The organism is Tepidibacter sp. Z1-5 (assembly GCF_037844525.1).
GTDB lineage: Bacteria > Bacillota > Clostridia > Peptostreptococcales > Peptostreptococcaceae > Tepidibacter_A.
The window spans coordinates 1-22,480 of the sequence record NZ_JBBMMD010000046.1 but is presented as its reverse complement, the minus strand read 5'-3'; the positions used below and the strand labels follow the sequence as shown (position 1 = coordinate 22,480).

Here is a 22,480-nt window from a genome sequence, read left to right as displayed (position 1 = left end):
AATTTGAAAGGAGAATTGATTGTGGGATTTATTAAAAATAACATGAAAAAGTTTTTATCAATAGGAATAATAGGTACTTTATCAATAGGAATAATAGGTACTTTATCAATAGGAATGTTAACAGGATGTGGAGGACAAACTCAAGAAACTCAAACAGGACTAAGTGGGGCTATAGCAATAGATGGTTCGAGTACTGTATACCCTATAAGTGAGGCTGTTGCAGAAGAATTTCAGAAGATGAATCAGGGAGTTAAGGTTACTGTTAATTTTTCTGGAACAGGTGGAGGATTCGAAAAGTTTTTAGTTAAAGAAACAGATATAAATGATGCATCAAGACCTATAAAGGATAAAGAAATAAATAAAGCTAAAGAGGCTGGAATTGATTATTTAGAACTTAAGGTTGCATATGATGGATTATCTGTTGTTGTAAATAAAGATAACGACTTTGTAGAGTACTTAACTTTAGAAGAGTTAAATAAAATATGGGAGCCTAATAGTAGTGTTAAGACGTGGAAAGATGTAAGAGCTGAGTGGCCAGCTGAACCTGTAAAGCTTTATGGACCTGGAAGTGATTCTGGAACATTTGAATACTTTACAGAGGAGGTAAACGGTGAAGCGGGAGCTATAAGAGTAGATTATACTGCAAGTGAAGATGATAACGTACTTGTAAATGGAATAGCAGGAGATCAGTATTCAATAGGATTCTTTGGATATGCATACTATATAGAAAATAAAGATAAATTGAAAATAGTTCCAATAGATTCTGGAAATGGACCAGTAGCACCTACTGCTGAAACTGTAGAAAATGGAACTTACTCTCCTTTATCAAGACCTTTATTCTTATATGTTAATAAAGATGCTTTAAAAAGAGAAGAAGTTAAAGAATTCATAACTTATTATTTAACAGAAGGTAAAGAATTAGTTTCTGAAATTGGATATGTAAAATTACCACAATCTGAGTATGATAAGCAACTTTCTCAAATAGAAGAATAATAGGTTAATAAAAAAACACTAACAATGTGAAATCTAATTGTTAGTGTTTTTTTTCACTTCCAACTATTTTTGAGCAACGGAGCCGATCGTTGGCGACATGAGTCGCCGCGTTAGCGAGTAGACGAATTTTACACAAAGTTAACGAAATTAACAAATAGATAATATGTAGTTAACACTCATATAACAAATAAATAGTATTCTAAATATGTCATCAATAATAATAAAGAGCTGAAAATTGAGTTTTTTACATACAAGGGAAGTATATGACTTTCGACTTGTTGATAACATTGATAAGTGAACTGAAGTTGAAACAATTTTAAGCAACGGAGCCCGTTAGGACTCGTTGACGACATGAGTTAGCATAAAGCGAATTTTATTATTGTAATATGGGAGGATTGAATATGAAAAAATTAAATGAAAAGGTAATAAAATATATTTTATTTGGATTCGGAATGATATCTATATTTATAACTATTAGTATATTATTTATTTTGTTTAAAGAGAGTGCATTGTTTTTTACTAATGTATCACCTATAGAATTTTTCACAGGAAAGCAGTGGACTCCTCTTTTAAAACCGCAGCACTTTGGAATACTACCGTTAGTAAGTGGAACGTTTTTAATAGTATTTTTCTCATCTATAATTTCAATACCTATAGGACTATTAAGTTCTATATATTTAAGTGAGTATTCAAATAAAAAAGTTAGAAAAATAATTAAACCTATATTAGAAATATTAGCAGGAATACCCTCTATAGTTTATGGTTTTTTTGCACTTAATATTATTACACCTATACTTAAAAACCTAATACCTCAAACGAACATTTATAATGCGCTTAGTGCAGCTATAGCTGTAGGTATAATGACTATACCAATGGTACTATCTTTGAGTGAAGATTCTATGCAGGCAGTACCTAAAAGCTTAAGAGAAGCTGCTTATGCCCTGGGGCTTACAAAATTAGAAGTTGTATTTGGGGTAGTCATTCCTGCATCTATATCAGGAATAATATCATCTTTTATCTTGGCTATATCAAGAGCTGTAGGAGAAACTATGATAGTAGCACTTGCAGCAGGATCAACTCCGAAGCTTACTTTAAATCCACTTGAAAGTATTCAAACTATGACAGGATTTATAGTTCAGGTAAGTCAAGGGGATATAGCAAAAGGGACAATAGAATCTCAAACTTTATATGCAGTTGCTATGCTTTTATTTATTATGACATTAATTATGAATATGTTATCTAGGTATGTTGCTGATAGACTTAGGGAGGAATATTAATGAATACAGTTAATTTAAAAAATAAAAAATTTATAAATAAAAATTCTGGCTATAATACGAACTTAAAAAAGAGAAAATTAATGAATAGTTTTTTTCATTTTATATTATTAGCATCTATATCATTTAGCATAGTAATACTAGTTGCACTTTTTTCTGATGTTTTTAAAAAGGGAATTTCTCATGTGAATGTTGATTTCTTTTTAAATTATACATCTAGAATTGCTAGTAAATCAGGAATAAGGGCAGCTATACTTGGATCTTTATGGGTAAATATATTAACTGTACTAATTGCATTTCCATTAGGACTTGGATCAGCAATATATTTAGAGGAATATGCACCTAAAAATAAATTGACAAATATAATACAAGTTAACATAAGCAACTTAGCAGGAGTTCCATCGATTGTATATGGAATATTAGGACTTTCTTTATTTGTTAGAACTTTTGGACTTGGAAGAAGTATTTTATCTGCATCTTTAACTATGGCACTACTAATACTTCCAATAATAATAGTTTCATCTCGAGAAGCTTTAAAAACAGTACCTAAGGAGTTGAAGGAAGCATCTTATGCACTAGGTGCTACTAAATGGGATACAATAACTGGGGCTATTATACCTTATGCTATGCCGGGTATATTAACAGGTACAATACTTGCTGTATCAAGGGCTATAGGAGAAGCAGCACCGCTTGTTGTTGTTGGAGGAGCAGCTGGAATTTGGTTTTCTCCAAAGGGAGTATTTGATGAATTTACAACTCTACCTCTTCAAATATATAACTGGGCATCAAAGCCTCAAGCAGAATTTCAAAATGTTGCATCTGCAGGAATATTAGTTTTACTTATACTTTTAATATTAATAAATCTAGTAGCAATACTTTTGAGAAATAAGTACCAGGATAGGATAAAACAGTAGGAGGGGAATCGAATGGCAGTTAAAATGAAAGTGAGTAATTTAGATTTTTACTATGGAAGTTTTAAGGCTTTAAAAAACATAAATATAGATATAGAAGAAAAGAAAGTAACTGCTTTTATAGGTCCATCAGGATGCGGTAAATCTACATTCTTAAGAACGTTAAATAGAATGAATGATTTAATAGAAGGGACAAATTTAAGTGGTGATATTGTATTAGATGGAGAAGATATATATTCAAATACTATTGAGGTAGAAGATTTAAGAAAAAGAGTCGGAATGGTGTTTCAAAAACCTAATCCTTTTCCAAAATCTATATATGAAAATATAGTATATGGACTTAGAAAACAAGGTGTGAGAGATAAAAAGAAGTTAGATAAAGTTGTTGAAAAAAGTCTTCGAGGTGCAGCGTTGTGGGATGAAGTAAAAGATAGATTAGATAAATCTGCTTATGGACTATCTGGAGGACAACAGCAAAGATTATGTATAGCAAGGGCTATAGCTATGGAACCTGAAGTTATTTTAATGGATGAGCCAACATCTGCACTAGATCCTATAGCGACTTCTAAAGTGGAAGATTTAATACAAGAATTAAAAAAAGACTATACGATAGTAATAGTTACACACTCTATGCAGCAAGCAGCTAGAATATCTGATAACACAGCATTTTTTTTAATGGGAGAAGTGATTGAGTTTGGAGAGACTAACAAAATATTTACAAATCCAAAAGATAAAAAAACTGAAGATTATATAACAGGAAGATTTGGTTAGGAGGTAGATTATGGTTAGGGAAAATTTTAAAACTGATTTAAATGAATTAAAAGAAGATGTTATGTTTATGATGGATAAAGTAGAAGAATTGATAGAAAAATCTGTTGATGCACTTGTTAATCAAGATTTAGAACTTGCAAGAAGTATAATGAAATTAGATGATGAAATAGATAATTGTATGTATGAAATAGAGGAAAAAGCTATAAATCTTATAGCTCTTCAGCAACCTATGGCAAGGGATCTTAGAATAGTATTTTCTGTATCGAAGATGATAACGGACCTTGAGCGTATTGGAGATTTTTGTGTGAATATATCTAAAGAAACTATAAAAATAGGAAAAGAAGAACATATAAAACAGCTTGTGGATATCCCCAAAATTAAAGAAATTATTATTAATATGATGAAAAACCTAAAAATAAGTTTCAAATTAGAAGATGCGGAGATTGCTTTTGAAGTAGGAAAAGAGGATGAACTTGTAGATGATCTATATAAAGATATATATAGGGATATATTGAATATGATACATGAAAGTACAGAATGTACAAACCAAGGTACAAAATTACTCTTTGTAGGAAGGTATCTAGAGAGAATAGCAGATCATATAACTAATATATGTGAGAGGGTAATATACATCTCAAAAGGAGAAAGAATAGAAATAAATTAGAACTTAGGTTTGAACCCATAAAATAAACGTGTTAATACAGTTGGTTAACTGTTAGAGCCTTTGTTTTATGGGTTCGTTTTCTACAGAACGATTCGGAAGATTCTGAATATAATTAAGTTTGTTAAAATATGCATATTTTAGGTTGAAAATTATTTCACAAGTTGTATAATTAAAGACAAAGGGGTATCAAGCAATTAAAGGGGTATCAAAAAAAATTAATTTGGGGGTATGTTCATATGTCAGTTATGGAAAGTATTTTAGAACAAGTTAAAAAAAGAAATCCTGGTGAAGTAGAATTCCACCAAGCGGTAGAAGAGGTTTTAGAGTCTTTAAAGCCTGTTGTAGAAAAACATCCTGAGTTTATAGAATCTGGTCTTTTAGAAAGATTCGTAGAGCCAGAAAGACAAATTATGTTTAGAGTACCTTGGTTAGATGATAATGGAAAAACTCAAGTTAACAGAGGATTTAGAGTACAATTTAACAGCGCAATAGGACCTTATAAAGGTGGACTAAGATTCCATCCATCTGTTTATCTTGGAATTATAAAGTTCTTAGGATTTGAACAAATACTTAAAAATTCATTAACTGGACTTCCTATAGGTGGAGGAAAAGGGGGATCAGATTTTAATCCTAAGGGAAAATCTGATAATGAAATAATGAGATTCTGTCAAAGTTTTATGACTGAATTATACAGACACATAGGACATGATTTAGATGTTCCAGCTGGAGATATTGGAGTTGGAGCAAGAGAAATAGGATATTTATTTGGACAATATAAGAGAGTGAAGAATGCATATGAAGGTGGAGTTCTTACTGGTAAAGGACTTACATATGGAGGATCACTTGCAAGAAAACAAGCTACAGGATTTGGAGTTATTTACTTCACACAAGAAATGCTTAAAGAACATGGACAAAGCTATGAAGGTAAAACAGTAGTAATTTCTGGTTCTGGAAATGTTGCTATATATGCTTGTGAAAAGGCTCAATCTTTAGGAGCTAAAGTAGTTGCTATGTGTGACTCTACAGGATACATATATGATAAAGATGGAATTAAATTAGATACAGTTAAGAGAATTAAAGAAGTTGAAAGAAAGAGAATTAGTGAGTATGTAAAGGATCATCCAGAAGCTGAATATCATGATGGACAAAAAGGTATTTGGACTATTAAATGTGATGTAGCTCTTCCTTGTGCAACTCAAAATGATATAGATGTTAAAGAAGCTCAGCAATTAATTGATAACGGAATAACAGCTTTAGGTGAAGGTGCTAATATGCCTTGTACAAATGAAGCAGTTAACTTATTCTTAGATAATAAAATATTAGTAGCTCCAGCTAAGGCTGCTAATGCTGGTGGAGTTGCAACTTCTGCTCTTGAGATGTCTCAAAATAGTATGAGATTATCTTGGACATTTGAAGAAGTTGATGAAAAATTACATGGAATAATGGTAAACATATTTAAAGCAGCTAAAGACGCAGCTAAAGAATATGGAATGGAAGGAAATTATGTAGCTGGTGCTAATATAGCTGGTTTCTTAAAAGTTGCTGATGCTATGATGGCTCAAGGAATAGTTTAATATACATAAAAAATACTGGAGATTTCTCCAGTATTTTTTTTATCTATTAAACTATGCTGTGTGTGTTTGAGGTATCTCAGGTATATCCTTTTGTTTATCGTAATAACCATTTACTATATTTAAAGCCTCATTAAATACACTGTCAAAGTCTTTAAAAAGTATATCTTGATTTGTATTAGTTATAAATCCGCATTTTTTTAACATTTTAAGTGGTTGATACTGAATGTCTAGTATTAAAAGCTTTATTCCGTTTTTGTTACATAAATCTTGAGTTGCTTCTAGGGCGTTATATGCAGTGGCATCCATTGCATATACATTGCTCATTTTTAATATCAATACCTTAGGAAGGTTATTGATATTTTTCATGGTTTTTATAAATTTATCTGTAGCACCGAAGAAGAATGCTCCGTTTATTTCGTATATGTAAATATCTTTAGGTATTTGAACCTTATATTCAAATTCACTTTCATCTACTTGTTCATAAGTATAAGATACTGGTTTTATATCTGTAACATCTGCCATTCTCTTCATAAATAAGAAAGAAGAAAGTACAATTCCAACACCGATAGCTATTACAAGATCGAAGAAAACAGTCAATAAGAATACTGTTAAAAATACTAAAGAATCACTCTTTGGAAACTTATGTATTCTCTTAAAAACATCCCATTCTCCCATGTTGTATGAAACAACTATTAGAATAGCTGAAAGTGATGCCATTGGAATTAACTTTATATAAGGCATTAAAATTATCATAAATAATATTAATGTGATTGAGTGAACTATACCTGATATTGGTGTTCTACCACCATTTTTTATATTAGCTGCAGTTCTTGCTATAGCACCTGTTGCTGGAATTCCGCCGAATAGAGCAGAACCTATATTAGCGATACCTTGTGCTACTAACTCCATATTAGAACGATGATTTCCGCCTATCATTCCATCTGCTACTACTGCTGATAATAAAGACTCTATACCTGCAAGAATAGCTATTGTTATAGCTGAAGGAATAAGCATTATTATCATGTTCATATCAATGCTTGGAATATGAATACTAGGAAGAGTAGAAGGTATGTTATTAAAAGTACTTCCGATTGTATTTATATTCAAATCAAAATACATTGTGGCAAATGTAGAAAATATTATAGCTATAAGTGTAGGTGGAATCTTTTTATTTATTTTAGGTAAGATCATTATTATTAGGATAGATATTAGGCCTATTAATAAGCTTTGATTGTTAGTAGAGCTTAAATTTTGGAAATACACTATCCATTTATGCATAAATTCTGATGGAACATCAATATTAAGTCCTAAAAAATCCTTTATCTGTGTTGAAAAAATAGTTACAGCTATACCACTTGTAAATCCTGTTGTAATAGGATAAGGTATGTACTTTATCATATTACCGCATTTAAGAAGACCCATTAGAATAAGAAAAAATCCTGCCATGAAGGTGGCAACAGTTAGTCCTTCTATTCCATACTTTTGTATGATACCGTATACGATTACAACAAAAGCTCCTGTGGGACCTCCGATCTGAACTTTACTTCCTCCGAGTAAAGAAATTAAAAATCCTGCTATAATGGCAGTATAAAGACCTTTCTCTGGTGATACACCGGATGCAATAGCTAGAGCTATTGAAAGTGGTAGGGCTATAATTGCCACTATTATTCCAGATATAAAGTCTTTTGTGAATTGTTCCTTGCTGTATGATTTAAAACAAGTAAATAGTTTTGGAACTAACATAAACACCATCCCTTTAACATTGAAATATTGTTATACATTGTATACAACATATAATCATACACCTAAGATAAAGATATGTCTATGGTAATTCTATATAAAGCGTAAAATGAGAATTGATTGAAAATTAAAAAAATAAAGGTCTATGAAAATACTAATTTTATTTTCACAGACCTTTTTATGATTATGAAGTTATTTATCTAAATTATCTACAGCCTTTTGAGAAAATTCGGTAGTTACTATTTTATCGTATGGAGCCCTTTTATCGAGTTCACCAGCTAAATCTATTATATCCATCAAGTGATTTAAACTATCTTCTTTTAAAATAGTAGTTTCTGACCAAGTATCCTGGGACTTATATCTTTCAACAACTACAGTCAAATCTTCTATATTGGTCTCTGGAAACTCTGATGATATAGAACGAGCTATCTCCTCTGAAGAGTGAGTTTTTAACCATTGTTGGCTTTTGTATATAGCATTTGTAAACTTTTGAATTATATCTGGGTTCTTTTTTATATAGGATTTCTTAGAACTGTAACATGTATATGGAAGATAACCAGATTCTTTACCTATAGATGCTACTATATATCCCTTGCCTTCTTTTTCTAAAGAAGAAGCTACTGGCTCAAATAATGTTACATAATCTCCTGTTCCGCTTGTAAATGCTCCTGCCATTACACCAAATTGTATATCTGTTCTTACGTTAACATCTTTTTCTAAGTCTAGCTTATTTTTTTTCAGAACATATTCAAGTGTCATTTCTGGAACTCCACCTTTTCTTCCGCCTAAAATACTTTTTCCTTTTAATTTATCAAATGTAAAATTGTCATCTTTTTGTCTGCTAATCAAAAAACTACCATCTCTTTGGGTTAGTTGAGCGAAGTTTACTGCGAAATCTTCTTTTCCTTGGTTGTAGACATAAACAGAAGCTTCAGGACCCATAAGACCTATATCTGCTTCATCTGAAAGAAGAGCTGCCATGGTTTTGTCAGCGCCTTTTGTGTTTATTATTTCAACATCTAGACCTTCTTCTTCAAAAAAACCTTCTGCAAGAGCTACATACTGAGGAGCGTAGAATGTTGAATGAGTAACCTCTGCAAGTGTTATCTTGGTTAAATTATTATTTGAACAACCTGCAGTAATTAGCATTAATATCATTAGTGAGGATAATACTAGTGCCCAGTTTTTGCGTATATTCATAATATATCACCCCTTAATATAAGATTGGTTGTATTTTTAATATATTCACTACTAAAATAATGGTTACAAAATTCGTCTACTCGCTAACGCGGTGACTCATGTCGCCAACGATTCCTACGGGCTCCGTTCTCAAAATTCACATGCGTTCATAGCGCCAACAAGTCTTACGACTTTGTTGCTTAAAAACAGTTGCAGGTGTAGCTTTTTTTAAAAGGTATTCACAAAACGAAAATATTATAATTCTTAGTGGTAAAAAAATGTCTATTTGTAATAACGAAAGGGGATGAATATACATAGTATAATACGAAGGGGTGAGACTATGTATAACTATTATTATATGAATTATTGTTATAATCAGGCTAAAAAATTGTATCCTGCAATATACCATGATGTATATCCTTATGTATATGATTACTGTGAAAAATATGATTTAGAACAAAATCCTAATATGAATCCATTTCCAAGTCAAAAGAAAATAGAAAAAATTGTTGATGAGATATATGAAGAATGTACTAAAAGTTGTTTATTTAGAGAGGAAGAAGATGATCAAGAGTGCATGAGGAATAGAAAAAGAAGATATGGAAGAGATATAATAGCTATATTATTACTTAGAGAACTTATGGATAGAAGAAGATATAGACCTCAAAGAAGAAGAAGAAGACGTGATTATTACTATTATTAAAAAACTTGGTGATTATACGCCAAGTTTTTTTTTGTATCTAAGTAAAATGATAGTATAATGTAGTTAAGGAGGGGTTACATGAGGGTTGGTATGAGAAACATAAAAACTGCAATAGCTGTATCGTTATCTGTTGCTATTTCTCGTTTTTTTAATATGGAGTATCCTTTTTATGCAGCAATAGCCGCAATTATATCTATGCAAACAACAATAGGAGAATCTTTTAAAGTTGGAAGAAATAGAATGCTTGGAACTATACTTGGGGCTATGGTAGGTGTTATATTCTATTTTATAAATTCAAATAGTATAATTGCTATAGGAATAGGTATAATGGTAGTTATATATATGTGCAATCTATTTAGATGGAATAAGTCTGTAAGTATAGCTGGTATTGTATTTTGTGTAATTATGACTAATTTAGATGGACGGGATCCGATTTTTTATGCACTTAATAGAATATTGGATACATTTATAGGTATTATAATTGCTGTTTTAGTCAATTACTTTATAAAACCTATACGAAATTATAATGATATAGAGGACGAGCTAATTAAAATTAGAAGTGATTTAAATAAACTATTAGAGGATAAAGTTATTAAAGGTTTAAATGTGGATTTGAAAAATATTGAAGATGGTATATCAAAGATTGAAAAAAACATAAATAGTATTTATATTAATTCTAAAAATGAATTTGAAATTAAAAAGTTTAAATCTATAATAAAAAATTATGATATAGCATTTGTGCATTTAAGAATTATAGATGATATGGATCAAAACTACACATTGAATAGTGTTAATTATATTGAATTTATGAATATATATGGTAAATTCGATGTTATAAAATATCCAAGAGATAGGGAAAATGAAATTGTATATAATTATCATTTGATAAAAATAATCAAAACGTTGACTGATGTAATGCTGATGTAATATATTTTAATGGTAAAATCAAAATATATAACTAAGGAGTGATTATTATGAGGAAATTAGCTGGTATTATAGCTTTAGGATTAAGTATGATGATTTTTACTGGGTGTGCTAAGGAGTCTAACTTAGAAACTACATACAAAGACGGTGTTTATGAAACTTACGCAGATAAATGGGAATATGGAAGTGAAAAGGCAATTGTAACTATCGAAAACAACAAGATAAAAAATATAGAATTAAAAAGGTTGGACACAAATGGCAATGAAGTTGACTATGATATGTGGACTGGGAAAGAAGTGGATGGAAAGGTATTTCCTAATTTAAAAGAATATAGAATTAGTATGAAAGATGAAATGATCGCAAAACAAACTTATGATGTTGATTCTATATCTGGAGCTACAGTTACTACTGACAACTGGAAAATAGCGGTTCAAAGAGCTTTAAAAAAAGCTAAAAATTAATGCGATATAAGGTTGCTTATATCGCATTAATTTCATTAAATCCAAGTCTAGGCAAATATCCATCTTGACCTGTGGTAAAGAATCGAACTCTATCGTATAAGAGGGTTTCTCCAAATACATTTTTTTCATCTGTAGGACTTGGAATTGACCAATTTAAAGACATTATCTGGCTTCCAGCCGGAACTGTGAATGAATTTGAATTTAAATCTGGACTATCATATATTCTGTTCTCTGCTGTTGTAACGTGCATTCTTTTTGAATATTTATTTACAAGGTCTATTCTAAGTAATGCCCAACTAGATGCATTTGATATTAATTCATTTTCATAATTTATTAATTTTACAAGTTCATCTATTACAATTTTGGTACTAGCACCTATTCTTCCAAGGCTTACTATTGAATAATATTTAACTATATCGCAAGGATTATTTAAAAGTTCAATTAAGTAAGGTATAGATTGTCTTCCCAGAACTTCCCATGAAAAAGAACCGTTATAATATATATTGTAAATTTGATCCTGAGACAATTCATCACATCTATAATTTCCCGTATCTTCCCATAATTTATTTAATTCATCTGGACTTTGAAGATAATCACCTATGAGTATTTCGTAACCTGTAGGAATCATATTTGGGTTTAACTTATTCATATAGATTAGGTTATTAACTGTAGTATTAAATTCTTTGGACAAACATAAAAAAGTATCTTTGAATTGAACTATATAATAAGGTGGTTGGCCTTGTGATTTTGGCAGTTCTATACCTGGCTCGGGGATTATTAGTGGAGTGTTAACTGTTATATAATTGGGATCACAAATTACATTAGCCTTAATTATAGATTGTTGAGATACATTAAATCTATTTGCTATTCTTTGAAGCGTATCACCTCTTCTTACATAATAAAGCATGTTTTTATCTCCTTTCCTAGTTGCTTTAATCTATATTATTCAGCTTAAAAAATTGTGGTTCCACAAATAACATAATTTTCAATAAATTTTTAATTTAAAACTGGTGTGATTTCAATAAGTTCGAATAAATATTTATTTAAATGACATAATAATGATGTTGACAAAATTTAAAAAAAATATATAATATACTAAAATGATTAAGTTGAATATAGGTAAAAGCTGTGAAAAAGAGGAGTACAAAAGTTTCACCATTAGAGAGGAAGACCCTTGGCTGAAAGGTTTTTTAGGAATGAGCTTTTGGAAGGTAGCTTTGGAGCTTCTAGATTGAATTAATAGTAAATCTAGACGGCAAATTGTCGTTAACAAGAATGAGAGTCAGATTTATTCTGAAAACAAGGTGGTACCGCGAGCTTTTCGTCCTTTTATGGATGAAAGGCTCTTTTTTATTTAAGAAAATTAATACTTTAAATACAGGAGGATTTAATATGGAAATCAAAAATTTACCTAAAAATTATGACCCTAAAGAGTTTGAAGAAAGACTTTACAGTGGATGGTTAGAAAAAGGATATTTCAAAGGAGAAGTTGATGAGAATAAGAAACCTTACTCAATAATGCTTCCTCCACCTAATATAACAGGACAGCTACATATGGGACATGCTCTTGATCATACACTTCAAGATATACTTATTAGATGGAAAAGAATGGATGGACATGCTACTTTATGGCAACCTGGAACTGACCATGCAAGTATTGCAACTGAAGTTAAGGTTGTTGAGAAGATTAGAAATGATGAAGGTAAGAGCAAGTATGAGTTGGGAAGAGATGAATTTTTAAAAAGAGCGTGGGAATGGAGAAACATATACGGAAGAAGAATAGTTGATCAAATGCAAAAGCTTGGAGATTCTTGTGATTGGGAAAAAGAAAGATTCACTATGGATGAGGGATGTAACAAGGCTGTTACTGAATTTTTTGTAAAATTATATAATGATGGTCATATATATAGAGGAAATAGAATAATAAACTGGTGTCCTGATTGTAAAACGTCTTTATCAGATGCAGAGGTTGAACATGAAGAGCATGGAGGACATTTCTATCATGTTAAGTACCAAGTTAAGGATTCTGATAAGTTTTTAGAAATAGCAACTACAAGACCAGAAACTATACTTGGAGATACTGCTGTTGCTGTTAATCCAGATGATGAAAGATACAAGAGTTTAATAGGTAAAAGTCTTATATTACCTCTAGTAGGAAAAGAAATTCCTATAATTGCAGATGATTATGTTGAAATGGAATTTGGAACAGGAGCTGTTAAGATAACTCCAGCACATGATCCGAATGACTTTGAGGTTGGAGAAAGACATAATCTTGAAAAAATAGTAGTTATGAATGAAGATGGAACTATGAACTCTAAAGCTGGTAAATACGAAGGTATGGACAGATATGAGTGTAGAAAAGCTCTTGTTGAAGATTTAGATAAAGAGGGATATTTAGTTCACATAAAAGATCATACTCATAATGTAGGACACTGTTATAGATGTAATACTATAATTGAGCCTATGGTATCAAAGCAATGGTTTGTTAAGATGGATGAACTTGCAGGACCTGCTATAGATGCTGTTAAGGATGGAAAAATAAAGCTTGTTCCAGAGAGATTCAATAAGACTTATTATCACTGGTTAGAGAATATAAGAGATTGGTGTATATCAAGACAATTATGGTGGGGACATAGAATACCAGCTTATTACTGTCAAGATTGTGAAGAAACTATTGTTTCTAAAGAAATGCCAAGCAAGTGTCCTAAGTGTAACTCTACTAACTTAAAGCAAGATGAAGATGTACTAGATACTTGGTTCTCATCAGCTTTATGGCCGTTCTCTACACTTGGATGGCCTAACAAGACTAAGGAGCTTGATTTCTTCTACAAGACTGATGTTTTAGTTACAGGATACGATATTATATTCTTCTGGGTTATAAGAATGGTATTCTCAGGACTTTATTGTATGGATGAAATTCCATTTAAGCATGTTTTAATACATGGACTTGTTAGAGATTCTGAAGGAAGAAAGATGAGTAAGTCTTTAGGAAATGGAATAGATCCTCTTGAAATAATAGATCAATATGGAGCTGATGCATTAAGATTCACTCTTGCTACTGGAAATACTCCAGGAAATGATATGAGATTTTATATTGAAAGAGTAGAATCTGCTAGAAACTTTGCTAATAAGCTTTGGAATGCATCGAGATTTGTGTTCATGAACTTAAGTGAAGATTTAGTTGAAGGTTTAAATAGAGAGTCTGTTGAGAAGGATTTAACTCTTGCTGATAAATGGGTTATATCAAGAGTTAATGAATTAGCTAAAGATGTAACGGACAATATGGAAAAATTCGAACTTGGAATGGCTAGTCAAAAAGTTTATGATTTCACATGGTCAGAGTACTGTGACTGGTATATAGAAATGGTTAAGCCTAGACTTTATGGAGAAGATGTAGATGCTAAGAAATCTGCTTTATATACTCTGACTTATGTACTTGAAAATGTATTAAAGCTTCTTCATCCATATATGCCATTTATAACAGAAGAGATATATCAATATCTACCAACTGTAGACGGAAGTATAGTTCTAGCTTCTTGGCCTAAATACAAGGAAGAGGACAGCATGAAAGCAGAAGAAGAGAAAATGAACTTAATAATGGAAGGAATAAGAAATATAAGAAATATAAGAGCTGAAATGAATGTTATACCTTCTAAAAAGGCTAAAGTTATAATAGTTCCATCTGAGGATAAAATAGCGATTATTGAAGAAGGAAAAGATTACTTTAAAACGTTAGCATCTGCATCAGAAGTTGAAATATTAAAAGATACGGTTGGAATTCCTGAAGATGCAATGTCGACTGTTATAGAAGGAGCTCAAATTTATATACCTCTTGATGAGTTAGTTGACTTTGAAAAAGAAATAGAAAGACTTCAAAAGGAAAAATCAAAGATTGAAGGAGAATTAAAAAGAGTATCTGGTAAATTATCTAACCAAGGATTCTTAGCTAAAGCCCCAGAATCTTTAATAGAAGAAGAAAAAGCTAAGAAAGATAAGTATGAAGAAATGATGAAAACTGTAGTTGAAAGACTTGAAAACTTACAGGCTAAATTAAAATAGAACTTTTACAAATATCCAAGTTCGTTTTGAACTTGGATATTTATATTTACGAGAAAATCATATCAAAAAATAGCACAATTTAAGGAAAATAAATGTTATACTTAAAGTAAAAAGTTGGGAATGGGGGATTTAGATGAATTATAATGAAGCTCTTGAATACATACATGGTACTTATAAGTTTGGAAGGGTATTAGGTCTTGATAATATAACTAAGCTTTTAAGCTTGCTTGATAATCCTCAAGATGATTTGAAGATAATCCATGTTGCAGGAACTAATGGAAAAGGATCTACTTGTTCGTTTATAAATTCTATGCTTATAAGTGGTGGTTATAAGGTTGGGATATATACTTCTCCTTACTTAGAATCTTTCACTGAGAGGATTAGAATTAATTCTGAAAATATAGAAGAAAGTGAACTTGCAAGGGTCACTGAGATAGTAAAATCTAAGGTTGATAATATGGTTGAGAGTGGTTTTAATCATCCTACTGAATTTGAGATAGTAACTGCTATAGCTTTTTATTATTATAAGGAACAAAATGTAGATGTTGTTGTATTAGAAGTTGGAATGGGTGGCAGATTTGATGCGACAAATGTTATTAAAAAGCCGCTTATAAATGTAATAACTCCTATTAGTATAGACCATACTGATTATTTAGGTGATACTTTAGCAAAAATCGCTTATGAAAAAGGTGGAATAATAAAAGATGATTGTGAAGTTGTTATGTATCCTCAAGATAAAGAGTCTGAAGCTGTTATAAAAGAAATAGTTAAAGAAAAAAACTGTACTCTTACTATGGCGAATATAGAAAATAAAGAGATAACTCAAATGGATGTTCTGGGACAAGTTTTTAATTGTAAGGTTAAAGACACCGTATATAATAATCTAGAAATACAGTTGATAGGAAAGCACCAAGTTAACAATGCAATAGTTGCTATTAATGTAGTTAGAATATTGAGAGATAAATATGGTTTTGAAATAAGTGATAAAGATATATATGAGGGTCTTAAAAATACTAAGTGGCCTGGTAGAATTGAAGTTTTAACAAAAGAGCCTTTATTTATAATAGATGGAGCTCACAATGTAGATGGTGCTAAATCTTTATGTAATACAATAGATAATTATATGGGTGATAAGGATATAACTTTAGTATTGGGTATGCTTAAAGACAAGGATGTAAGAACTGTTTGTGAAATATTAATACCTAGATGTAAAAATGTAATTACAACAAATCCAAATAATCCTAGGGCAATGAAAGCGGATGAGTTAAAAGAAATAGTGAATGATTTGAATAAAGAGTGTGCAAGTTGTGATGATATAGAAAAAGCTGTAAAATTAGCTATTAAAAAAACTGATAAGAATTCAGTTATAATATGTGCAGGATCATTATATATGATAGGAGATATCAGGAGTATAGTGAAAAAAGGTGATTTTTAATCACCTTTTTTTATCTGCTAAGCTTTTTGCTTTTTTTTGTAAAGTTCTAAAGCTTTAGTAAATTGGTCTGGACATGAAGTTGATTTTGATCCGCATCCTATTCCTTTTAATTTTTCGATTACACTATCTACTGTGCAACCTTCTACAAGACTTTTGATTCCGATTAAATTTCCAGGGCATCCTCCTACGAATTCTACTGATTTGATTATATCGTCTTCTATTTCAAATCTTATCTCTTTAGAACAAACACCAGAAGTTTTAAAAACGTACATATTGAAGTCCTCCTTATCATCTAATAACTATACCCTACTATAGTATATGATATAAAAAAAGTCAATGAAAATGTATCACAATACTGCGAATCATAATATATTATTATAGTATAAGTAGTTTGATAAAATGTGAATGAAAGGAGGGATAAAAATTGAAAATCTATGTTTCTAATTTTGGGTCAAATAATATATCCGTTATAAATGAAAAGTTAGAAGTTGAAGATAAGATATGTTTAGATGAAAATATGTATGTTCACCATTTTTGTATTGATGAAAAAGATGAAAAAATATATATTCCAAGTGGACTTAATGGGATACTATATGTGATTAGAATAAAGGATCAATCTATTATAGATTCTATTTCTATAGGTGGAAATCTAAGCCAGATTGTAATGAACTCTAATGAAGAACTTTATATAGCAAATGAAGATTCTAATAGCATATATATAGTGGATGTTAAAAATAATGAGCCTGTAGGTCTTATTTGTGTAGATAGTATGCCTCATGGAATAATTATTGATGAAGAGCAAAAAAAATTATATGTTCCATGTTTGGATTCGTTAGTCGTAATAGATATTATAAGTAAGAGTATTGTAAAAAATATAAAATTAAATATGGCGCCATGGCATTTAAATATAAATAAAGAAGAAAATATAATATATATAGTTACTAAAAATGGAAGTATAATATTAGTAGATAGATTCACATTTGAAATATTAAATATATTAAGAGGATTTAAATTTCCTGTAGAGATAAGTCTTAATTATTTAAAAAAAGAGATGTATGTAACGGATTTCTGCAATAAAAGTATAGATGTATTAAATTATAAAACAAATGAACGTATAAAAAATATTGGTATAGAGGGAAGGCCTTTGGGGATGGATATATCAAATGATGGAAGTAAGTTGTTTGTATCGGATGTTAAAAATAATCTTATAAGTGTATTTGACACTAGTTCATTAGAAATAATAAAGAATATTGATGTAGATAAAGAGCCTACTACTGTAATATGTAGATAGGCTCTTTTTTTAAGGTTTTTTTATCAAAATCTGTATTATATCTCCGTATAAATTGGGTGCATTTTTTTTCCAATTATCACAGATTAGCTTAGCTTGCTTAGTTGAAGCTACATTTAAATCAATATTTATAAGTGGAATTTGATTTTCTATAACTTTTAGATTTACTATGAATTCGTTGTCTGACAATTTAGAGTAATTACATTTAACTTGAGTTTCTTTTAAAACTTTTTCTTTATTTGTGGATATGTACTTATCTAGATTTTCTTTTAAATCAGACGGTATTCTAGAAATAAAATATTCGAGAGTCTGTACACTTTTTTTAGTTAATGAATAATACTCTTTAAAGTCTTCTTTGTAGGTTTTTAAAAAATTAGATTGAATAAGCTCTGATAAAAATTGTTGAAGAGAAAAGTAGTTCATTATTTCATTTTCCATTACAACTTGAGTAATCTGAGAATTAGTTAAATCTATTTCTATTTTGTTCAAAATATACAATAAAACTAATTTATTAACCGCTAACTCTTCAGATGAGTTTTCAAACATAATACATCATCCTCCGCAAAATATATCTACATATATATTAAACTATTTACAAGGAAAATAAAAGTATAAAAATAAAAAGGATATTCAAAATTTCGAATATCCTTTTTATTTTTAGTTTTATTTTTTTCCTGACATCTGATTTTCTGCCATTTCGACTAACTTTTTAGTCATGTATCCACCAACATATCCATTTTGTCTAGCACTTAAATTTCCTTTATCCATACTTTCGTAGTTAGATAAACCTAATTCATTTGCTGTCTCTAATTTCATTTGATTTAAAGCTGCCTTTGCCTCTGGAACTACTTTAGTGTTTTTGCTTGCCATAGTATATTCCTCCTCTTTAATGTCTTTGAAATTTTGAGTATTAACATCTTTGGGATGTTGTAATATTAATTTACCCATTATTAAAAAAAATATGATGTTAATTTATGGATGTTAATATTTTTTGTGCATTTTTATTTTAATGTTTTTCTTTGTATCACTTTCTCTTACAGAATGAGATTCTCTTAAATAGTGTCTAGGTTCGAGTTTTAAGGTTTCTCTTGATGATTCTATTGTTTTTCCATTTAAATTAGAATAATGACTTTTTATATTAGACATCAAATCACCTCCTAAAAATAATTTTCCCATTTAAAAAAATAAATCTTCTAGTAATTTTTTGAAAAATAAAAAAATATAATTAATTACAAAGCGATAATGTTAAAGGAGGAAAATATGAAAGTATTTATCATTTCTATAAGAAAGATATTATTAAGTCTTGTATTATTTGTTGTATGTTCTGCTGTACTCGTGTGTTCCTGTTATGTTATTAAGGATGCTATGGCTCAAATTCCAGAAAAAAAACTGCCTATTTACTGTGTTGATACACAAGAAAAAAAAATAGCGATAAGTTTTGACGCTGCTTGGGGAGATGCCTATACAAAAAACATACTAGATATATTAGATAAATATGATGTTAAGACGACTTTTTTTCTTGTTGGATTTTGGGTGGATAAGCATCCTGACTTAGTAAAAGAAATCTCTGATAGAGGACATGAAATTGGAAATCATTCAACTACCCATCCTAAAATGAGTCTTTTAAGTAAGGAACAAATCAAAGAAGAACTTGAAACTACATCTGACAAAATAGAAAAAATAATAAATAGAAGACCTGTAGTTTTTAGACCTCCTTTTGGTGATTACAATGATACTTTGATAGATACGGCTTCAAGTTTAAATTACTATACAATACAATGGGATGTAGATTCTCTTGATTGGAAAGAAATTGGGGTTGAGCACGTTGTAGACAGAGTAATTAAAAACACAAAAAATGGATCCGTAGTACTTTTTCACAATAATGCTAAATATGTAAGTGAATATTTACCTTTGATTTTAGAAAAATTAAAATCACAAGGATATGAAATAGTTCCTGTATCAGAGCTTATATATAAAGAAAATTTTAATATGGATTCTACGGGGAAACAAAGAAAGAATAATTAATTTTGTATTATTGAGTAAGAAAATAACGCTAATTATAACATTACTTATTGTAAAGGTTGTAATTAGCGTTGTTTTTTATTTGTAAGTAAATTATATAATTTAAAATTTGAGAATAATAAATAATAAAAAACTGAAGTTGCAACTATTTTAAATAAAAGGATACTATAGGACTCGCTGCTGATATGAGCTATGCATAACATAAAGCGAATTTTTATGTTATCATATAATTTAAAAGCATATTACGTATAAAGTGAAACTTAATTCAGATGGAGTTTTTACTTTAATTAAATTTTTAGCTTTCGGATAAATTTGATATGAGGTGATTGTGTGTTTTTAATACCGAAAAAGACATTGGTACAAGAAGCTATGAGTGATAAATATATACAGGCTCATTATGAAGATGAATTATCTGTATGCTTAGAAAAAATGCTAAAAAATAATTTGGATGACATATATATTTTGGATGAAGATAAAAAATTAATAGGTTTATTGTCGTTAACAGATATATCAAGAACTAAGAAATCTGATCTTAATAATGGTAATCCTATTAAAAACTTTATGATAAAGGATATGGACACTATATCTAAAAATGAATCTTTACTTGATTGTAGGAACATGATGATTAAAAATAAGATAGCACGGCTTCCTGTTGTAGAAAATGGACGTTTGATCGGAGTAATAAGAAGTGACCAAATAAGAGATTGTTTTTATATGAAAATGGAAGAACTAGGAAGCAAACTTAATCACATTATAAATAATATACATGAAGCAGTTTGTGTGGTAGATAAAGAAGGACATGTTGTGGTGTGGAACAAAAACTCAGAAAAGTTGTACAATGTAAAATCTGACATTATAATAGGGAAAAAATTAGAAGACTTTTTTCCTAAAGGAATATTATTGAAGGTTTTAAAAACAAAAGAAGCTGTAGATGATGTATATCATTCGCCACCTAGGAAGGATACAGATGTAATAGTTACTGCTCAACCAATATTTATAGATGGCGAATTTGTGGGAGCTGTATCTACTGATAGAGATATAACTGAGGTTAAACGTCTATCTAGTCAGCTTCAAAAAGCAAATGATGCTTTGAAGTTTTTAGAAAATGAGGTCAAAAAATTTTCAAGCGATGATTTTGGAAATATAATTGGAAAAAGTGAAAAGCTAACAAAATCTATTCAAACAGCAAGGCAGGTAGCCAAAACTAATGCTAGCATATTAATATTGGGAGAAAGTGGTACTGGTAAAGAAGTATTTTCAAGAGCTATACATGATTATAGTCAAAGAGAAGGATTGTTTGTGCCTGTAAATTGTAGTGCTATACCTAGTGAATTATTTGAAAGTGAATTCTTTGGGTATGAAGCTGGTGCTTTTACAGGAGCTAATAGAAAAGGAAAAATGGGTATATTTGAACTTGCTAATAATGGAACTGTATTTTTAGATGAGATTGCAGATCTTCCTATGCAAATGCAGGCTAAGCTTTTAAGAGTACTTCAAGAAAAAGAAATAAGAAGAGTTGGTGGAGAAAAAACTATAAAGGTAAATGTAAGAGTTATATCTGCTACTAATAAAGAATTAAACGGTATGATTGAAAATGAAGAATTTAGAGAAGATTTATATTATAGATTGAATGTAGTTGAACTTAATTTACCACCTTTAAGAGAGAGGCATGGAGATATAGTTATATTAATACATAAATTCTTAAAAGATATATGTGATCAAAATTCCAAACCTGTGCCTGAAATAGATCCGGAAGTTATGGGTATACTTAGAAATTATACTTGGAAAGGGAATATAAGGGAACTTAAAAATACAGTAGAACATCTTATTGTACTAAGTAAAGATGATATTATAACTCGAGAATTGGTTCCTAAATATATACTGGAGAATGTTAATAAAACTATTAATTGTGAAAGTTATCCTATGGATTTGAATCAAGCTATATCAAAATTAGAACAAGACACAATAAAAAAAGCTTTAAATATGTCTAAAGGTAATAAAGCAAAGGCGGCTAAGTATTTAAACATACCAAGGAGTACTCTGTATTATAAAATGGAACAATATAAAATAAAATAAAATAAAATGTCGGAAAATAGACATGTGTCAAGAAATTGACAGAAACCGTTTTCTTGAATAAAATCAAAATCAAATACAGACAATAAGAGATGTAGGGTGGTTAATTAAATATCAAAAAAAAACAAAAAAAGTCGAAAAACTGACACGTTCTATTAAGTGACACGATGCGATAGAAAATTTAAAAGTAAAATATACAACATATAAAAAATTTAAATACTAGATAAACCAAGGGTTGTAAAAAAAATAAATAAAAAAATGTCGAATTAATAAAAGTTGGCACGCTACTTGCTTTAATAATATCACGAGAAGATAAAATGGCAGGAGGTGAAAGTGTGAATTTAACTATAAGCTTAAAACAACACGTTGGAGCACCATGCAAACCTATTGTTAATGTAGGTGATGAAGT

At 29.9% G+C, this 22,480-nt stretch carries 21 protein-coding genes and 1 other annotated feature; of the genes, 14 read left to right on the top strand and 7 right to left on the bottom strand.

Going from position 1 to position 22,480, the window contains the following annotated elements; translation table 11 throughout:
* Positions 1–21 precede the first annotated feature (21 nt).
* The 6 genes from WJW32_RS11155 to gdhA all read left to right on the top strand — a co-directional run bounded on the left by WJW32_RS11155 (position 22) and on the right by gdhA (position 6,187).
* A complete protein-coding gene (locus WJW32_RS11155; protein WP_340258308.1) occupies positions 22–993 on the top strand; it encodes a PstS family phosphate ABC transporter substrate-binding protein in 972 nt (323 codons plus the stop codon).
* A gap of 401 nt (positions 994–1,394) precedes the next feature.
* Positions 1,395–2,270 carry a phosphate ABC transporter permease subunit PstC gene (pstC, locus tag WJW32_RS11150; protein ID WP_340258306.1) on the top strand — a complete coding sequence of 292 codons (876 nt, stop codon included), beginning with the start codon at positions 1,395–1,397 and terminating at the stop codon, positions 2,268–2,270.
* Positions 2,270–3,181: a phosphate ABC transporter permease PstA gene (pstA, locus tag WJW32_RS11145; protein ID WP_340258304.1), complete on the top strand. Its 912-nt coding sequence runs from the start codon at positions 2,270–2,272 to the stop codon at positions 3,179–3,181. Before pstC ends, pstA begins: the two co-directional genes overlap by 1 nt.
* Before the next feature lie 12 nt (positions 3,182–3,193).
* The gene (gene pstB / locus WJW32_RS11140; protein WP_340258302.1) at positions 3,194–3,949 is read left to right on the top strand and encodes a phosphate ABC transporter ATP-binding protein PstB; all 756 of its coding nucleotides are present in this window, start codon (positions 3,194–3,196) and stop codon (positions 3,947–3,949) included.
* Positions 3,950–3,959: 10 nt separating this feature from the next.
* Positions 3,960–4,613: a phosphate signaling complex protein PhoU gene (phoU, locus tag WJW32_RS11135; protein WP_340258300.1), complete on the top strand. Its 654-nt coding sequence runs from the start codon at positions 3,960–3,962 to the stop codon at positions 4,611–4,613.
* A 236-nt stretch (positions 4,614–4,849) separates the two neighbouring features.
* Positions 4,850–6,187 (top strand): NADP-specific glutamate dehydrogenase, encoded by a 1,338-nt coding sequence (gene gdhA, locus WJW32_RS11130; protein WP_340258298.1) that lies wholly within the window; start codon positions 4,850–4,852, stop codon positions 6,185–6,187.
* Between the two features lie 51 nt (positions 6,188–6,238).
* On the opposite strand, the gene WJW32_RS11125 is transcribed toward gdhA, so the two are convergent.
* Positions 6,239–7,930 (bottom strand): SulP family inorganic anion transporter, encoded by a 1,692-nt coding sequence (locus WJW32_RS11125; protein ID WP_340258296.1) that lies wholly within the window; start codon positions 7,928–7,930, stop codon positions 6,239–6,241.
* A gap of 189 nt (positions 7,931–8,119) precedes the next feature.
* Positions 8,120–9,127: an ABC transporter substrate-binding protein gene (locus tag WJW32_RS11120; protein ID WP_340258294.1), complete on the bottom strand. Its 1,008-nt coding sequence runs from the start codon at positions 9,125–9,127 to the stop codon at positions 8,120–8,122.
* Between the two features lie 319 nt (positions 9,128–9,446).
* Between WJW32_RS11120 and WJW32_RS11115 the strand changes: the two genes are divergently transcribed.
* The 3 genes from WJW32_RS11115 (at position 9,447) to WJW32_RS11105 (ending at position 11,194) form a co-directional block, all read left to right on the top strand.
* Positions 9,447–9,809: a hypothetical protein gene (locus WJW32_RS11115; protein WP_340258292.1), complete on the top strand. Its 363-nt coding sequence runs from the start codon at positions 9,447–9,449 to the stop codon at positions 9,807–9,809.
* Between the two features lie 78 nt (positions 9,810–9,887).
* Positions 9,888–10,736: an FUSC family protein gene (locus WJW32_RS11110; RefSeq protein WP_340258290.1), complete on the top strand. Its 849-nt coding sequence runs from the start codon at positions 9,888–9,890 to the stop codon at positions 10,734–10,736.
* 47 nt (positions 10,737–10,783) lie between these two features.
* Positions 10,784–11,194, top strand: a complete 411-nt coding sequence (locus WJW32_RS11105; protein ID WP_340258288.1) for an FMN-binding protein — start codon at positions 10,784–10,786, stop codon at positions 11,192–11,194.
* Positions 11,195–11,210: 16 nt separating this feature from the next.
* On the opposite strand, the gene WJW32_RS11100 is transcribed toward WJW32_RS11105, so the two are convergent.
* Complete coding sequence (locus WJW32_RS11100; protein ID WP_340258286.1) at positions 11,211–12,101, bottom strand: LysM peptidoglycan-binding domain-containing protein; 891 nt, start codon at positions 12,099–12,101, stop codon at positions 11,211–11,213.
* A gap of 212 nt (positions 12,102–12,313) precedes the next feature.
* Positions 12,314–12,526 (top strand) — a binding site (T-box leader).
* Between the two features lie 60 nt (positions 12,527–12,586).
* On the opposite strand from WJW32_RS11100, the gene WJW32_RS11095 reads away from it, so the two are divergent.
* Positions 12,587–15,253 (top strand): valine--tRNA ligase, encoded by a 2,667-nt coding sequence (locus tag WJW32_RS11095; RefSeq protein ID WP_340258284.1) that lies wholly within the window; start codon positions 12,587–12,589, stop codon positions 15,251–15,253.
* A 133-nt stretch (positions 15,254–15,386) separates the two neighbouring features.
* Positions 15,387–16,688 (top strand): bifunctional folylpolyglutamate synthase/dihydrofolate synthase, encoded by a 1,302-nt coding sequence (locus WJW32_RS11090; protein ID WP_340258282.1) that lies wholly within the window; start codon positions 15,387–15,389, stop codon positions 16,686–16,688.
* A gap of 17 nt (positions 16,689–16,705) precedes the next feature.
* Here WJW32_RS11090 and WJW32_RS11085 read toward each other — a convergent pair whose 3' ends face one another.
* Positions 16,706–16,960: a TIGR03905 family TSCPD domain-containing protein gene (locus tag WJW32_RS11085; protein ID WP_340258280.1), complete on the bottom strand. Its 255-nt coding sequence runs from the start codon at positions 16,958–16,960 to the stop codon at positions 16,706–16,708.
* A 152-nt stretch (positions 16,961–17,112) separates the two neighbouring features.
* Between WJW32_RS11085 and WJW32_RS11080 the strand changes: the two genes are divergently transcribed.
* On the top strand, positions 17,113–17,979 hold the full coding sequence (locus tag WJW32_RS11080) for a YncE family protein (protein ID WP_340258278.1): 867 nt from the start codon (positions 17,113–17,115) through the stop codon (positions 17,977–17,979).
* A 9-nt stretch (positions 17,980–17,988) separates the two neighbouring features.
* On the opposite strand, the gene WJW32_RS11075 is transcribed toward WJW32_RS11080, so the two are convergent.
* The 3 genes from WJW32_RS11075 to WJW32_RS11065 all read right to left on the bottom strand — a co-directional run bounded on the left by WJW32_RS11075 (position 17,989) and on the right by WJW32_RS11065 (position 19,122).
* Positions 17,989–18,522 carry a DUF4364 family protein gene (locus WJW32_RS11075; RefSeq protein WP_340258276.1) on the bottom strand — a complete coding sequence of 178 codons (534 nt, stop codon included), beginning with the start codon at positions 18,520–18,522 and terminating at the stop codon, positions 17,989–17,991.
* A 117-nt stretch (positions 18,523–18,639) separates the two neighbouring features.
* Positions 18,640–18,846 carry a small, acid-soluble spore protein, alpha/beta type gene (locus WJW32_RS11070; protein WP_340258274.1) on the bottom strand — a complete coding sequence of 69 codons (207 nt, stop codon included), beginning with the start codon at positions 18,844–18,846 and terminating at the stop codon, positions 18,640–18,642.
* A gap of 111 nt (positions 18,847–18,957) precedes the next feature.
* Complete coding sequence (locus WJW32_RS11065; RefSeq protein ID WP_340258272.1) at positions 18,958–19,122, bottom strand: hypothetical protein; 165 nt, start codon at positions 19,120–19,122, stop codon at positions 18,958–18,960.
* Positions 19,123–19,236: 114 nt separating this feature from the next.
* Between WJW32_RS11065 and pdaB the strand changes: the two genes are divergently transcribed.
* Together pdaB and prdR are read left to right on the top strand one after the other, a co-directional pair.
* On the top strand, positions 19,237–20,001 hold the full coding sequence (gene pdaB / locus WJW32_RS11060) for a polysaccharide deacetylase family sporulation protein PdaB (protein ID WP_340258270.1): 765 nt from the start codon (positions 19,237–19,239) through the stop codon (positions 19,999–20,001).
* Between the two features lie 327 nt (positions 20,002–20,328).
* Positions 20,329–22,074 carry a sigma-54 dependent transcriptional regulator PrdR gene (gene prdR / locus WJW32_RS11055; RefSeq protein WP_340258268.1) on the top strand — a complete coding sequence of 582 codons (1,746 nt, stop codon included), beginning with the start codon at positions 20,329–20,331 and terminating at the stop codon, positions 22,072–22,074.
* Positions 22,075–22,480: the final 406 nt, after the last annotated feature.

Coding starts and splice junctions, on each gene's coding strand:
- WJW32_RS11100 (WP_340258286.1), bottom strand. CDS start 12,101: ATGCTTTATTATGTAAGAAGAGGTGATACGCTTCAAAGAATAGCAAAT.
- phoU (WP_340258300.1), top strand. CDS start 3,960: ATGGTTAGGGAAAATTTTAAAACTGATTTAAATGAATTAAAAGAAGAT.
- pstB (WP_340258302.1), top strand. CDS start 3,194: ATGGCAGTTAAAATGAAAGTGAGTAATTTAGATTTTTACTATGGAAGT.
- WJW32_RS11065 (WP_340258272.1), bottom strand. CDS start 19,122: ATGTCTAATATAAAAAGTCATTATTCTAATTTAAATGGAAAAACAATA.
- WJW32_RS11070 (WP_340258274.1), bottom strand. CDS start 18,846: ATGGCAAGCAAAAACACTAAAGTAGTTCCAGAGGCAAAGGCAGCTTTA.
- WJW32_RS11075 (WP_340258276.1), bottom strand. CDS start 18,522: ATGTTTGAAAACTCATCTGAAGAGTTAGCGGTTAATAAATTAGTTTTA.
- WJW32_RS11085 (WP_340258280.1), bottom strand. CDS start 16,960: ATGTACGTTTTTAAAACTTCTGGTGTTTGTTCTAAAGAGATAAGATTT.
- pstC (WP_340258306.1), top strand. CDS start 1,395: ATGAAAAAATTAAATGAAAAGGTAATAAAATATATTTTATTTGGATTC.
- WJW32_RS11120 (WP_340258294.1), bottom strand. CDS start 9,127: ATGAATATACGCAAAAACTGGGCACTAGTATTATCCTCACTAATGATA.
- WJW32_RS11105 (WP_340258288.1), top strand. CDS start 10,784: ATGAGGAAATTAGCTGGTATTATAGCTTTAGGATTAAGTATGATGATT.
- pstA (WP_340258304.1), top strand. CDS start 2,270: ATGAATACAGTTAATTTAAAAAATAAAAAATTTATAAATAAAAATTCT.
- gdhA (WP_340258298.1), top strand. CDS start 4,850: ATGTCAGTTATGGAAAGTATTTTAGAACAAGTTAAAAAAAGAAATCCT.
- WJW32_RS11125 (WP_340258296.1), bottom strand. CDS start 7,930: ATGTTAGTTCCAAAACTATTTACTTGTTTTAAATCATACAGCAAGGAA.
- WJW32_RS11115 (WP_340258292.1), top strand. CDS start 9,447: ATGTATAACTATTATTATATGAATTATTGTTATAATCAGGCTAAAAAA.
- WJW32_RS11090 (WP_340258282.1), top strand. CDS start 15,387: ATGAATTATAATGAAGCTCTTGAATACATACATGGTACTTATAAGTTT.
- WJW32_RS11095 (WP_340258284.1), top strand. CDS start 12,587: ATGGAAATCAAAAATTTACCTAAAAATTATGACCCTAAAGAGTTTGAA.
- pdaB (WP_340258270.1), top strand. CDS start 19,237: ATGAAAGTATTTATCATTTCTATAAGAAAGATATTATTAAGTCTTGTA.
- WJW32_RS11110 (WP_340258290.1), top strand. CDS start 9,888: ATGAGGGTTGGTATGAGAAACATAAAAACTGCAATAGCTGTATCGTTA.